The sequence below is a fragment of the Pseudomonas sp. UYIF39 genome (assembly GCF_029963765.1).
Lineage (GTDB): Bacteria > Pseudomonadota > Gammaproteobacteria > Pseudomonadales > Pseudomonadaceae > Aquipseudomonas.
The window spans coordinates 269151-281510 of record NZ_JALBYU010000009.1 but is presented as its reverse complement, the minus strand read 5'-3'; the positions used below and the strand labels follow the sequence as shown (position 1 = coordinate 281510).

The following is a 12360-nucleotide window of genomic DNA, read 5'->3' as shown; positions in this document are numbered from 1 at the left end:
CGGCAAAAACCGAAGAAAACCTTAAAACCGTGTCCGGGATCAGTTGACCACTACACGACGGTCTGAAGGTAGCTTGAGGGGGGAGGATGCGCAATCGTGGCTAGGTGGCGTGGTTTGAAGGTTTAGTGATTTTTATGGCTGGGCAATAATTATTGGCCAGCCATAATTTTCATAATTTGAAAAAGGCGTGCTGATGGACTTGCCGACTTGCTGAAGGAGATATCAGGAATGGACATTGAATTGGATCAGTTTCAAAAGGATTTGCTGGAATCGGTACGCGAAATGAATGAGAGCCAAACGCTTCCAATCGCTGAGGAGAGGCCGTTAACGAAGGAACGCATCGACTCGCCTATGTCGTCTCCAGCGACACGTTCTAATAACGTGTCGCTGGAAGTGAAAAAAAGCGACACGTAACAAGATGGACTACATCAGAAGGGGCTGAGTCCTACTGCAAAATCGCACAACGTCTAGCAGGTGTGAACTTGTGAAATGACGACGATCTGAGGCATAGCCCCGGCATCGTTGGATGGCAACGTAAAAGTCGTTCGAAAGCCGAGTTTATCCAGCATGTCCATCATTGCATCGATCGTAAATTTCTCGATCTTGCCAGTGGTGAGTTCTGAGACGCGTGATTGGGTCACGTTCAACCTGGCTGCAACCTCACTTTGTTTGAGGCCCAGGGTTTTGATGTAGTCAGTGATGAATATCGATAGCTCCATCTTCAACGCTTTTTTGCTAGCGACTTCGCTGTCATGCGTGACATGGAATGGGCTGTCGAAAAATTGAACTGCCATGAACGCCTCCCACCTTTGGGTTATCTAAAATTTGCGATAAACGCAGGCTAGTCGATTGATCGTTTTTGATGCAGACGTATTGTGTCTGCGAGACATAACTCATTACACCACGTAACTAATGATGTTCCCGTCCCCACCTTTATCCCCTCCAGCTAACTCCCTACATTGAGCTCCAACGCCTCCCCATCATCCCGATGAGAAGGTCACTGGAGATTCCTCATGCCTTTCGTAAGCGTTCGCATCACCCGCGATGGCGTTACCTCGGAGCAGAAAGCTCAGGTGATCGCCGAAATCACTGAAACCCTGGAACGCGTCCTCAACAAGGACCCGCACCTGACCCACATCGTGATCGAAGAAGTCGACACCGATAACTGGGGCTACGCCGGCATCACCACCACCCAGTACCGCAGGCAGCTGGCAGAGGCGGAGGACAAGTCATGACCGCGACCGTCTCCATCGATTTCATCTCCGACGTGGTGTGCCCGTGGTGCGCGTTGGGTGCGACGGCGCTGGAGCAGGCGATCGAGAACGTGGCCGGTGAGGTTTCGGTGGAGCTGACCTACAAGCCCTTCGAGCTGAACCCGGACATGCCGGCAGTCGGCGAAAAAGCGGTCGAGCATTTGATGCGCAAATATGGACGAACCGCCGAAGACGTCGCCGCCGGCAAAGCGATGCAGATCGAACGTGGCGCGGCCATTGGTTTCAAGTTCGATCTGGAGAAGCGCAGCCACTTCTACAACACGTTTGATGCTCACCGGTTGTTGATGTGGGCGTTGCAGGAAGGGCGGCAGGTCGCACTGAAGAAAATCCTGCTGCGCGCCTATTTCACCGACGGCCGAAACCCGAGCGATCGCGAGACGCTGGTGGGTCTGGCTGCTGAAGCGGGACTGGATGCGGCGGCGGCTCAAGAGGTGTTGGCGTCCGGAGCGTTCACCAAAGAAGTGCGTGAACTTGAAGAGTTTTACCGCAAGCGCGGCATCAATTCGGTTCCGGCCATGGTGCTTAACGGTCGTCACCTGGTGTCCGGTTCGCAGTCGGTCGAGTACTACGAACAGATGTTGAGACAAATGGCGAAGGCCCCCGCCGAAGCCTGATTACTTACTTTTTCAAACCATCATTTATTAGTAGAGGTTCATCATGAGCAATTCGAAGAAAGTCATCGTTATTACTGGCGCCTCCCAAGGTCTCGGCGCAGGCATGGTCAAGGCTTTCCGTGACCTGGATTACAAGGTTGTCGCCACTTCGCGTTCGATCAAACCGTCCACCGACCCGGACATCCTCACCGTGGCGGGCGACATCGGCAACCCGGAAGTCGCCCAGCAAGTCATCCGTGAAGCCATCGCACGCTTTGGCCGCATCGACACCCTGGTCAACAACGCCGGGATCTTCGTTGCCAAGCCGTTCACCGGGTACACCGCTGAAGACTACGCCACCGTGCTGTCGGTGAACCTGAACGGTTTCTTCTACATTACTCAGCTCGCCATCGCCGAGATGGAAAAACAGGGCAAAGGCCACGTCGTCAACATCACCACCAGCCTGACGGACCACGCAATTGACGGTGTGCCGTCGGTACTGGCTTCGCTGACGAAAGGTGGCTTGAACGCGGCGACCAAATCCCTGGCCATCGAGTACGCCAAGCGTGGGATTCGGGTGAATGCTGTTTCTCCAGGCATCATCAAGACGCCGATGCATGGTGAGGAAACTCATGAAGCGCTGGGGAATCTGCACCCGGTCGGGCATATGGGTGAGATCAGTGATATTGCGCAGGCGGTTGTTTATCTGGATAGCGCCAACTTTGTTACTGGCGAGATTCTGCACGTTGATGGTGGGCAGAGCGCGGGTCACTAAGGCCTGGTTTTCCAAACCCAGAAACAACAAAGCCCTCGTATTTCTACGAGGGCTTTGTTTTGTATGGTGTAGTAATCTCGCTGACTTCTTCGCCGATGGCGTGTTTACTGCAGCCGCAGGCGCAAGTCAGTTCATGCTAGGGAAGTTCGTGGATGATCTCGATGCGCAGCAGATTGGCGGGCAGAGGCTATCACTCGACAATCATATCAAGCTCGTCGTGAGCTTTTGATAAGCTCTTGGTCGGTTGATAATGAATGCCACATGTATATTCAATACGTAAATGCTCTGCATTTTCTTGTTGGGAAGTATTATAGTTCTGAAAGGGGAGCATTGCTCTACGCACAGGTGACTGATTCAATATATTTTTAAATATAACTTGTGAGTCATCAGCAATCCAAAGTCTTCTTACTTTTCGTTTCTTGCTGCCATCAAAGAATTGATGGCGTGCGTGTAAGACTCTAAGGTTATCCATCACCAGAATATCCCCAGGCTCAAGACTTACATTAATAATGTAGTTCTCATTGGTGGAGTATTCATTTTGGATGTAATTAAATGCAGCGCTGGCCCACTCAGGAATAAACGCGGTGCTGTCATACCTGTAGCGGATTCTTAATTTATTATCATTGATTTTTTCGAATACAGAGCAATCCATAGATAACAGGTCGTCTCGACAGTAAGTGACAATTCCGCTCGTCATCAATGTCTTTAATATGTCAGCTTGATTTGCAAGTAAGTCATTGTAAATCTTCTGCCCGTCAACCAAAAAATTATCTCCGCCAATCTCTGGTTTTGATACGCACTGAAGAATTACAAATTTGGGAGGCGTGATTTTCTTTGCCACGCCATCAACATAAGTTATCCCATTCAAGAAAGATCCATCAGTATGAGGGAAAAAATCACTTGATAATTCACCATGATAATCATCTTTGAAGCTTTGCCAATCCTTATTAATTGGCTCTCCACCGCCCACGACGCCATGTTCGTCAGATTTTGTGTGGAATTGAATTAGCCCAAACTTGCCCGCGACATCTCTAAATGCCTCCAAAGAGTTGTCTTGAGGCTTGACAACACAATATCCATGCTCATTAAGAAAGTTGGAGATTCCTTGGGTGTCAAAGAAATCAAACTTTTTGCTCGCGGTAATTTCACACTCCCTGTTTTGATAAACTTCACATGCCCTTGATAAAATGATCCAGAATCATTTTAAAACCAAAAAAAGTGACCCCCGCTTTTAAAAGCATGGCGCCTACACGTTGCGATATTCGATCTCTAAGAAACCCGCCCAGATACGAGCCGATAGTGGATGCTGCTATCATGATGATTATGAGTTCTGCGTAGTCCATGAATGCAAAGCCCGCAATAACAAAAGCAGCGACTTTCAAGCCGTGCAGCACACTCATTTGCATGGCATGCGTGACGATTACTTCATTTTTATTGATATTCATCTTCATCAAGATGGGCTGTGATATCAAACCGGTTACAGCAACGAAAAGCGAAAGAAATGTTTGAAGAAAACCAACGATGGCAAAGTTTTTAAGCACGAATCCTAATGATGAAACAATCTTGGTCCATGTGATTGCTAGAATAAAAATGCCAAGGATCAATGATAAGTATTTTTCAGGGAAATTCCCTATGAAGAAATATCCAATAAAAGCTCCCGTCAGACAGCCGATGATATATCTGGGAAGGATCTCTATTTTTGCGCTCTTGTAGTCAAATGCGAATCGACTGCCATTGCTCACCATTTGAATCAAGCCGTGAACCGGTACAACCGCAGAGATAGGTATAAATTGAGGCATCACAGCAAGCAATCCAATCCCGCCACCGACACCAATGGCGGCAGTCATGAATGAAGTTATGAAACTGACACCCACCAAAACGTATAAGCCAGAAGAGAGTTCAAACATGTTTAATTCCTGTTCGGTTTCTTAAGATAAAAATTGCATCTCTATGCAGCGGCTTCCAGTTATGTCGGCGCGCACTTACGCGTCCGATAACGCGAATGACGTCATCAGCCGTGCCGCACACTGTTCAAACAAAGTTAAGAGGGTCGCCCCTGTCCGGGGCTGTGATAAGCAGCTACAAAATTACTTCTCTCGTAAGTGGGAAGTTAGACTGCTAACTTCCCTTCCATCCCGGTCCGATAATGTTACGGAGAGCCTTTTCAGGCAGAGCGCGATTTACTTCTTGGGTAGGGCCCAGGCGATGATGCTGTCACCTAACTTGGTTGGAATTCGGTCATGACCGCCGACCACTGCCACGACGTACTGTCGGCCTTGGCTCATGTAGGTCAAGGGTGAAGCCTGATTGCCCGCGGGAAGGCGTTCTTCCCACAGTAGTTCTCCACTTTCACTGTCGTAAGCCCGCATGAAACGATCGATGGCGGCACCGATGAACGTCACGCCTCCAGCTGTTGTCACGCCCGTCGCGTCACTCGGCGTACCGATTTCGAAGCGCATACGAGAGGCGATTCCCCAAGGCCCGCTGTCGTACCCCGTACCGAACGGGCGACTCCAGACTACATCGCGCGTGCGCAGGTCTATACCAGTAATGAAGCCCCAGGGTGGCGCAATGCAAGGTTGGTCAAGGGATGACATCCATGGATCTTTGATGGCGCCGTAAGGCAGTCCGGCCTGGACGCGGAAGCCTTGGCTGTTGCCCGGCGCTTCTTGGAATGACTTGGCATTGATGGCGTCGAGTTGTTCGCGAGGAACCAGCCCCTGCATGTAAGGGAGCCGCTGGTTATTGATGATCAGCAGGCCTCGTTTGAGGTCTACCATCACGCCTCCCCAGTTCAAGCCGCCATGATGGCCGGGGAAAATCAGGCTTTGTTGGCCTACGACTGGTGGTGTGAAGATCCCTTCGTAGCGTGCCTGGCGAAACTCGATGCGACATTGCAACTGATCGAATGGCGTTAAGCCCCAGGCATTTGCCTCGGTCAGTACTTCCGGCATTTTCGATGGGCGCCCCATGGTGCTCGGCATATTGGGCGAAAGCGGCTGGGTGGCCGAGGTGTAGTCGCCAGGAGCGGTTCCCTGTGGGACGGGAGATTGCACGATATCCACCAAAGGTTCGCCGGTGGCGCGGTCAAGTACGAACAGCTGGCCGGATTTGGTGGCTTGAATGACGGCAGGGCGTGTGCCCGTTGATGTGGGGAAGTCAATCAGATTGGGTTGTGGACTCAGGTCGTAGTCCCATAGATCGTGGTGAACTGTCTGGAAATGCCATCTGACCTTACCTGTGGCCGCATCCAGTGCAACCAGGGAGGAGCTGAACTTGTCCTCTTGTTCCGTGCGAGTACCACCATAGAAGTCGCCGGCAGCGTTGCCGGTGGTGACATACACCAATCCCAGTTCATCGTCGGCGGAAAGCGGTGCCCAGGAGTTGGGTGTGCTGAGCGTGTAGTTCTCGTCGTCGCGAGCGGGGGCATTGGTGTCTGGGCGGCCCAAGTCCCAAGCCCATTTTTGTTTGCCGGTAACCGCGTCGTAGGCACGAACCACTCCCGAGGGCGCTGGGCGCACATCTGAATCAAGGACTCGGCCCCCGGTGATCACTACCCCGCGGATTACGATGGGCGCGGAGGTAATCCCGGTCGACCCTTTTCTGAAGGTGCCTAACCCGTCTTTCAAATCCGCAAAACCTGCGTTGCCGAATCCGGGGCACGCTTGGCCAGTCAAGGCGTCTACCGCTCCCAAGCGAATATCGTTGGTGCCCCAGATGATGCGCGAGGCGCACAGGCCACTGGCATTTGGCACTTCGAAATAGGAGACACCACGGCAGTATGCGCCGCCATTGTCGAAGTAGGCTGGGTCGACTTTGGAGTCAAACCGCCAGTTCTCCTTCCCTGTGGTGGCATCCAGAGAAATGATGATTTGCTTCGGAGTGCAGGTATAGAGCGAGTTACCCACCTTGATCGGAGTGGCCTCGTTCAAGTATTTGGTTTTTTCACCGGGTTGCTTCACGTCGCCGTGGTGGTATTCCCAGGCTTTCACCAAGCCCGACACATTCGAAGGGGTGATTTGCGATGCTGCGGAATAGTGATTGCCCAAGTTGGAGCCTGCATAGGCGGTCCAGTTGGTTTCGTCGTGTGACGCGGCAATATTACCGTCCGGTGAAGTTACCGTATTGCGACTGAACGGTTGTTCGGGACGCGTCGTTGCGAGCGTCGAGTCGGCAAGATGAACGGTTGTTGGGAAGAACAGGGGCACCAGGATGGTGATCGCCATAAGTATCGGCAGTAGACCCATAATGGTGAAGTAATGGCTTCTTTTAGCGTTGGCAAAGTCACGACGCACCAAAGGCCAAAAAGCCAGAAACGGTACGCTGAGAACGGCCAGCCAGGCTAAGCGTGGAATGAAGGCCCAACCATCGTACCCGGACTCCCAGATCGCCCAGGCGTAGGTGGCCAGGGAGGCCGCACCATAGAGGTAAATGCCGCGAGCCTGTTTCAGGCCGATGAGGATGGCCGATAGCAACAGGGCGGTGCCCATCATGGCGTAATAGGGTGATCCGCCAGCTGCCACCAGAGCCCCGCCTCTATAGGCGAGTGACGCTCCAAGCAGGGCAACCAATATGGTGTACACCCCGAACAGAAAGTTCGAGACTCCCGGCCCTCTACCCAACGTCCTTTGTTTCACTGCGATCATCCCTGTGTAATTCGATATAGCTCAGCGTCCAGCGGCGCGCATAATTGCTTATTGTTGTAATGAAATACAATATCCGACGAAAAAAATTAACTGCCTAGTACGGACGTGCCATATTTTTGTATCTTGTTTCGATTAGAAACAATCATGCTAAGCTGACCAGCGAATTTTTGGGGAGCGCTCTGACGAGGCTTCAATCCGTAATGGGGTGTTCGGGGTGCGCTTCTGGCAAGACGTCCTGTTGAGTCTTGAGCCGGCCCACTTCGTCCAGATGCCTCCAGAGAAATTGAGCGGCTTCTTCGCGCAGATCAGACTCGATGAGGTCGAGCAAATGGATGTGTTCCTGGCATTGCACCATAAGGCGAGTGCGATCGACGTTGGCTTTGTAGCCCATGAATCGCCTGAGTTGATTTTGCTGGCGTATGGCATCGATGAAAAAGACATTTCCGGAGCACTGCACGATCAGTTCGTGAAACTGGGCGCCCACTTGGAACAGTTGGGCGCGGGACAAGGTGTGGATATCCCCATCGAGCATGGCCTGCTGTTGCTGCCTGGCCTTGGCAAACGCTGCGTGATTAATCTGATAACCGGGCTCAAGCAGGGCGGCCGGCTCGATGGCCATTCGGAAGCGGTAGCTTTGGATGTGTGTCTGGGCGTTATGCACGAAGTCTTTGAGACTCCATCCTTGCCCCGGCTTGCGCTCCACCATGGCTTCGCTGGCCAGCCTGTTCAATACCTTGAGCAATTGTCCGCGGGGCACTTCGTAACGGCGCAACAGCTGCGCTTCGAAAAAGTGGGCAGGTATTTCCCCGCCAAGAATGTCGTCGACCACGCGAAGGTAAAAGTCTTCGAAAGGATCACTGGCGAGAGGGAATGTTGTTTCCTGAATCTGCCCTGCACCTTGTTTCAGAAAGTAGCCACGATTAGGTTCCTGAATCGCGAGATCCCACTCAGCGAGCAAGGCAAAAACTCTCCGAATAGGCGAACGCGAAACACCCAGCGCTTGCGCGAACGTCTGCTCGCGCAACGGCTCACCGGCTTTCATCGACCGGGCGCGAACCATGTCGATGACGCGTGGGGCCAACTGCAAGGCGAGGTCTTTCTTGATCACAGGCTCTATCTCGAATGGTTAGCTTCAGTCCGTTCCCGTTGGGGTAGATACCCCCATCGGACTGGAGTTGGAAAATACCATACGAAGAGGATGTGGGTATCTGCACAAAGAGCGCAGGTGGACTTGTCGACCAACCTTGTCGAGGCACATGAGTATGAAGGCTCCACGCATTTTTCTGATCCACGCGACCGCACTGGCGATCGATCCCATCACGGCGGCTTTCGCCCGGCTATGGCCGCAGGCACAGATCATCAATCTGCTCGAGGACTCGTTGTCCCGAGACCGAGTGGAGGAGGGCGGATTAACCACGAGTATGAAGGCGCGCTTTCTGACGCTTTCCCATTACGCAGTACAAAGCGCAGCGGATGCCATTCTTTTTACCTGCTCGGCTTTCGGCGATGCCATCGACCTGTGCAAGCCTGACATTTCCATTCCAGTACTCAAGCCGAACGAAGCCATGATCAATCTGGCTCTAGCGCAAGCATCGCGTGTTGCCGTGCTGGCGACGTTCGAGCCTACCATCACCTCGATAATGGCCGAGTTCAAGCAAGTGGCTGAGCGCAGTGGTCGAGCGCTGGAGGTGGTGCCCTATTTTGTCCCTGGTGCAATGCAGGCACTGAGTGAAGGGAACAGAGAAGGCCACGATACCGCCATCGCGGAAATGGCCGGTCAGGTCGGGGACTGCGATCTGATCTGTTTCGCACAGTTTTCGATGACGAGCGCCGCAGGGCAAGCACAGGCTCGATCTGGTCTACCTGTATTGACCACTCCCGATAGTGCAGTGCTGGAGCTGCGAAGGATGCTCCAGGTTGATGATTTCGTTTCTTCCCAGGATGGAGGTTTACCCAATGCTTAAATTCAATGCTCATCTCGGTTTCCAATTCAATGAGTTGCCTTTTCTGCAACGCATCGAAGCCGCCGCCGCAGCTGGTTTTCAGGCGGTGGAGTTCCCGTCGCCCTATGAATTCGACGCCAGCGAACTGGCCGATCACCTGGCTCAATACCGTCTGCCGTTGATTCAGTTCGCCGCACCGGCTGGCGTTACCAAAGGCATCGCTGCCTTGCAGGGCAAGGAAGAAGAGTTTCGTGCTGGCTTGGTCCAGGCCGCCCGCTATGCAAAGGCGCTGGCGTGTTCGGATGTCCACATCATGTCTGGCGTTACAACGCAGGATGAGGCAGCGCTTATCTTCGGGGGCAACCTGGAGTATGCAGTCAAGTACTTCGAAGATCAGGGTTTGCGGCCGCTTATCGAAGTGATCGGTTCGCAGGCGATGCCGGGTTATTACATGTCTGACTTCAGCAAGGCGCAACAGGTGCTGGAGACCTTCCCGAGTGTTGGGCTGATTCTCGATCTCTACCATGCCCAGCTTCTGACCGGAGACGCAGCAGATGTTCTGGCTCGGTTTTATGACAGAACCGTCCATGTGCAAATTGCCGACTGCCCGGGTCGTCACGAACCGGGAACGGGGAGCATCGACTTTGCTGCCTTGTTCGCGGCGCTGGAGCAGCGTGGCTACCCAGGATGGATCGGGTGTGAATACCGTCCTTCCGGTTCTACCATTGCGAGCCTTGACTGGATTAAGCAGCTAAGTGCTTAGCGCTTGGAACGCGCGAACGACGCCACCATTGGGTCGTTTCTGTTGGTGTGAAATGCCCGCGGTGTCGGACGCCAGCGGGACAATCGCTGTTGTTCTATGCGCGTCATTTACACGATTTGACGTAAGGGCATTCCGAAACCCAGAAACAACAAAGCCCTCGTATTTCTACGAGGGCTTTGTTTTGTATGGTGCCGGCACCAGGAGTCGAACCCGGGACCTACTGATTACAAGGAAGCTGCTTTAAATAGCAAAATCAGCTACTTATGGGTTTTCTTATTACGTGCAGGCGTAAAAAAGCCCCGCATATACAGGGCTTGTTGAGTCTTTCTTACGTGGGGTTTGCTCAATCAGCTGACGGGTTAACGATCGGTAAGCTGAGGTCGTAGACGTCCATCATGGCCCCGTCTCGGTGGCCGCTGGCCTCCTGTTTGTCTGCGCGATTGCCGACGGTGTCTGTAATTCCCTGGCGCTTGAGATCGTGAAGGCCGAATCGCTGTTCGGCGGTCATGGTGCCGTCCTCGATCGCTGATTTGATAAAGCGTTGCCATGCAGTATCCAAACTAGTCTTGCGCAACGCGCCGCCGTGGCTCGCCACAATGATGTAGCGCCGGTCGGCCCGGATAGGAATAGCAGTGGTGTTGCGGTCCCACATCTTAGTGCGATACGCCTTCGCTCCCTCCCATGCAGCACGAAGCCTGGGTGTCCACCGGACGATGTTATCCCGACTACCTTTTCGCCGATTCGTCATCACACCTTCATCCAGTTCATGCGCGTCGGTGAGTGTGATGGTTTCGATGCCGCGTAGACGGCAGAGGTAGGATATCTCCATCACGTAGCAAAGGTACTCAGGGCAACCACCCTTTTCGTTCCTGGCAAGTCGGCCAAACGCCTGAGCACGGTCGAGTAAATCATTCATGACCTTGTGGCCAGGAAGACGGCGTTGTTTCCGCTCGATAGGCGCTTCGATGCCCTGGGCGGGGTTGATGTCCAGAAAGCCACGGTTACGGCCCCATTGCAGTACCCGGCGCAGGTACCGCAACGCATGCGCCGCTTTTGATGGCGTTCCCTCGTCAGCCAGACGATCCACGATCCGCTGAACAAGTGCAGAGGTGAATTTCTTCACGGTCAGGTCGCCCAACGGCTTGCCAAGTTTGGTGGGGATATTGAGCAGGACATCGCGGGAGTAGCAGTAGTCGTCGTGGGTCTTCGGACTCAGCTTTTTATAGCGATCGCTGTCGTGAAACTGCTGACAGACGAAGCGCAGGGTGCCCCGATCGACGCCGGAGCTTTCTTCCATGATTTGGTGCAGTTCCGCCAGAGTGACGTCTGCCGGGGCAATATTTCGGCGTCGTTGCTTGCCCGTTTCGTCGTAATGAAGTGTGTACCAGACCCCGGCATTCCGCTGGTCAAAGTAAACGGCCGCTGGGAGTGCGGCCTGGTCAATATGGGAGGGAATGTGCGGATTATGCTTCCGCTTCCTTGCTTTCCTCATAGGATATCGGCGTCGTATCGCTCTGTAGCGGTTGGCTTCACTCCCGCCGCTTGGTTGATGAGTTCCAATGTAGTCCACGGGCCTGTACGCCCCCGGAACATCCGGATGCCCTGCTCGATAAGCGACCTTTCGACATCGGAACGGCGTTGGTAGCCGGTGACGCGCTGAAGGTCTGCGAACACCAGGACGTTGTCCGATCGGGAGTTCATGGTTTGCCCTCTATCATATGGAGCGCCCCGGGAGTGTAGGCTCTGCGCCGGGGCTGGTGTTATTAGAAGTTATGGGCTTAGGTTCTATTGGTGTTGTGGAGAGATGCCCCTTGCCATGGGGTTGCAGCCCCGTGGCACCAACTCTTTGCGGATCCTTAGCTAAGGATCCAAATCATCAGATCTGGCACCTGGACCGCGACAATGGCGATTAACGCCACCGTCACGACCGCGCCGATCAGTTGCCCAAGCAGGGCCCCGCGTTCCGTCTGTTCAAGCTGCTCTGTGTTGCGCATGGTTCTCTCCTTCAAAAATGCCGGTTGCAGCCGGCGTTACAGGTTGCTGTCTGGCAGTCGCACCAGGTGCAGCACCAGGTCTTCAAATTCGTTCGTGTCTTCGGTGCATGACTGCCAGTCCAAAACCGCCTGGATCTGTTGCCTTGAACAATTCAGCACCAGGATCTCGCGCTGACCGTCCGTGGCCCGTACCTCCAAAATGTCGACCAGACCGTTGGCGCCGTAGGCCTCGGCCTGCACGGTTTTGCGGTGATCGTTTCCCAGCTCACTGAGCAACTGAGCGACGCGGTCCTGCAGGCTTTTCGCATCACTACAATCAGTGCCGGCAACGACTTGAATCTGCATGGTTCTCTCCTTTCAGGGCTGTTCGAC

Annotated in this window: 15 protein-coding genes; 6 read left to right on the top strand and 9 right to left on the bottom strand. The window is 53.5% G+C overall.

The window, feature by feature from the left end:
- The first annotated feature begins 228 nt into the window (after positions 1 to 228).
- Entirely contained in the window at positions 229 to 414 is a 186-nt protein-coding gene (locus tag MO767_RS15400) for a hypothetical protein (RefSeq protein ID WP_282481199.1), read from the top strand.
- Positions 415 to 467: 53 nt separating this feature from the next.
- Here MO767_RS15400 and MO767_RS15395 read toward each other — a convergent pair whose 3' ends face one another.
- Entirely contained in the window at positions 468 to 794 is a 327-nt protein-coding gene (locus MO767_RS15395) for a helix-turn-helix transcriptional regulator (RefSeq protein ID WP_282481198.1), read from the bottom strand.
- Positions 795 to 1013: 219 nt separating this feature from the next.
- On the opposite strand from MO767_RS15395, the gene MO767_RS15390 reads away from it, so the two are divergent.
- From MO767_RS15390 to MO767_RS15380, 3 genes are read left to right on the top strand one after another with little or no spacing between them, the layout of a single operon-like run.
- A complete protein-coding gene (locus tag MO767_RS15390; protein ID WP_201184146.1) occupies positions 1014 to 1235 on the top strand; it encodes a 4-oxalocrotonate tautomerase family protein in 222 nt (73 codons plus the stop codon).
- Positions 1232 to 1888: a DsbA family oxidoreductase gene (locus tag MO767_RS15385; RefSeq protein ID WP_282481197.1), complete on the top strand. Its 657-nt coding sequence runs from the start codon at positions 1232 to 1234 to the stop codon at positions 1886 to 1888. The genes MO767_RS15390 and MO767_RS15385 overlap by 4 nt, the downstream gene beginning before the upstream one ends.
- Positions 1889 to 1931: 43 nt before the next feature.
- Positions 1932 to 2642 carry an SDR family NAD(P)-dependent oxidoreductase gene (locus tag MO767_RS15380; protein ID WP_282481196.1) on the top strand — a complete coding sequence of 237 codons (711 nt, stop codon included), beginning with the start codon at positions 1932 to 1934 and terminating at the stop codon, positions 2640 to 2642.
- 190 nt (positions 2643 to 2832) lie between these two features.
- Here MO767_RS15380 and MO767_RS15375 read toward each other — a convergent pair whose 3' ends face one another.
- The 4 genes from MO767_RS15375 to MO767_RS15360 form a co-directional block, all read right to left on the bottom strand.
- On the bottom strand, positions 2833 to 3744 hold the full coding sequence (locus tag MO767_RS15375; protein ID WP_282481204.1) for a TauD/TfdA family dioxygenase: 912 nt from the start codon (positions 3742 to 3744) through the stop codon (positions 2833 to 2835).
- Positions 3745 to 3811: 67 nt separating this feature from the next.
- Positions 3812 to 4549, bottom strand: a complete 738-nt coding sequence (locus MO767_RS15370; protein ID WP_282481195.1) for a TSUP family transporter — start codon at positions 4547 to 4549, stop codon at positions 3812 to 3814.
- 273 nt (positions 4550 to 4822) lie between these two features.
- Complete coding sequence (locus MO767_RS15365; RefSeq protein ID WP_349016929.1) at positions 4823 to 7279, bottom strand: membrane-bound PQQ-dependent dehydrogenase, glucose/quinate/shikimate family; 2457 nt, start codon at positions 7277 to 7279, stop codon at positions 4823 to 4825.
- 199 nt (positions 7280 to 7478) lie between these two features.
- The gene (locus MO767_RS15360) at positions 7479 to 8396 is read right to left on the bottom strand and encodes a GntR family transcriptional regulator (RefSeq protein WP_282481193.1); all 918 of its coding nucleotides are present in this window, start codon (positions 8394 to 8396) and stop codon (positions 7479 to 7481) included.
- 154 nt (positions 8397 to 8550) lie between these two features.
- Here MO767_RS15360 and MO767_RS15355 point away from each other — a divergent pair, with 154 nt between their 5' ends.
- Together MO767_RS15355 and MO767_RS15350 are read left to right on the top strand one after the other, a co-directional pair.
- A complete protein-coding gene (locus MO767_RS15355; RefSeq protein ID WP_282481192.1) occupies positions 8551 to 9252 on the top strand; it encodes an arylsulfatase in 702 nt (233 codons plus the stop codon).
- Positions 9245 to 9994 (top strand): TIM barrel protein, encoded by a 750-nt coding sequence (locus tag MO767_RS15350; RefSeq protein WP_282481191.1) that lies wholly within the window; start codon positions 9245 to 9247, stop codon positions 9992 to 9994. Before MO767_RS15355 ends, MO767_RS15350 begins: the two co-directional genes overlap by 8 nt.
- Positions 9995 to 10337: 343 nt before the next feature.
- Here the strand turns inward: MO767_RS15350 and MO767_RS15345 are convergent, their stop codons facing one another.
- The 4 genes from MO767_RS15345 to MO767_RS15330 all read right to left on the bottom strand — a co-directional run bounded on the left by MO767_RS15345 (position 10338) and on the right by MO767_RS15330 (position 12333).
- Positions 10338 to 11486: an integrase gene (locus tag MO767_RS15345; RefSeq protein ID WP_282481190.1), complete on the bottom strand. Its 1149-nt coding sequence runs from the start codon at positions 11484 to 11486 to the stop codon at positions 10338 to 10340.
- Positions 11483 to 11695: a hypothetical protein gene (locus MO767_RS15340; RefSeq protein ID WP_282481189.1), complete on the bottom strand. Its 213-nt coding sequence runs from the start codon at positions 11693 to 11695 to the stop codon at positions 11483 to 11485. The genes MO767_RS15345 and MO767_RS15340 overlap by 4 nt, the downstream gene beginning before the upstream one ends.
- Before the next feature lie 155 nt (positions 11696 to 11850).
- On the bottom strand, positions 11851 to 11988 hold the full coding sequence (locus MO767_RS15335) for a hypothetical protein (RefSeq protein WP_282481188.1): 138 nt from the start codon (positions 11986 to 11988) through the stop codon (positions 11851 to 11853).
- Between the two features lie 36 nt (positions 11989 to 12024).
- Positions 12025 to 12333 carry a hypothetical protein gene (locus MO767_RS15330; RefSeq protein ID WP_282481187.1) on the bottom strand — a complete coding sequence of 103 codons (309 nt, stop codon included), beginning with the start codon at positions 12331 to 12333 and terminating at the stop codon, positions 12025 to 12027.
- Positions 12334 to 12360 lie beyond the last annotated feature (27 nt).

Coding starts and splice junctions, on each gene's coding strand:
- MO767_RS15355 (WP_282481192.1), top strand. CDS start 8,551: ATGAAGGCTCCACGCATTTTTCTGATCCACGCGACCGCACTGGCGATC.
- MO767_RS15345 (WP_282481190.1), bottom strand. CDS start 11,486: ATGAGGAAAGCAAGGAAGCGGAAGCATAATCCGCACATTCCCTCCCAT.
- MO767_RS15335 (WP_282481188.1), bottom strand. CDS start 11,988: ATGCGCAACACAGAGCAGCTTGAACAGACGGAACGCGGGGCCCTGCTT.
- MO767_RS15370 (WP_282481195.1), bottom strand. CDS start 4,549: ATGTTTGAACTCTCTTCTGGCTTATACGTTTTGGTGGGTGTCAGTTTC.
- MO767_RS15385 (WP_282481197.1), top strand. CDS start 1,232: ATGACCGCGACCGTCTCCATCGATTTCATCTCCGACGTGGTGTGCCCG.
- MO767_RS15330 (WP_282481187.1), bottom strand. CDS start 12,333: ATGCAGATTCAAGTCGTTGCCGGCACTGATTGTAGTGATGCGAAAAGC.
- MO767_RS15350 (WP_282481191.1), top strand. CDS start 9,245: ATGCTTAAATTCAATGCTCATCTCGGTTTCCAATTCAATGAGTTGCCT.
- MO767_RS15340 (WP_282481189.1), bottom strand. CDS start 11,695: ATGAACTCCCGATCGGACAACGTCCTGGTGTTCGCAGACCTTCAGCGC.
- MO767_RS15400 (WP_282481199.1), top strand. CDS start 229: ATGGACATTGAATTGGATCAGTTTCAAAAGGATTTGCTGGAATCGGTA.
- MO767_RS15390 (WP_201184146.1), top strand. CDS start 1,014: ATGCCTTTCGTAAGCGTTCGCATCACCCGCGATGGCGTTACCTCGGAG.
- MO767_RS15395 (WP_282481198.1), bottom strand. CDS start 794: ATGGCAGTTCAATTTTTCGACAGCCCATTCCATGTCACGCATGACAGC.
- MO767_RS15380 (WP_282481196.1), top strand. CDS start 1,932: ATGAGCAATTCGAAGAAAGTCATCGTTATTACTGGCGCCTCCCAAGGT.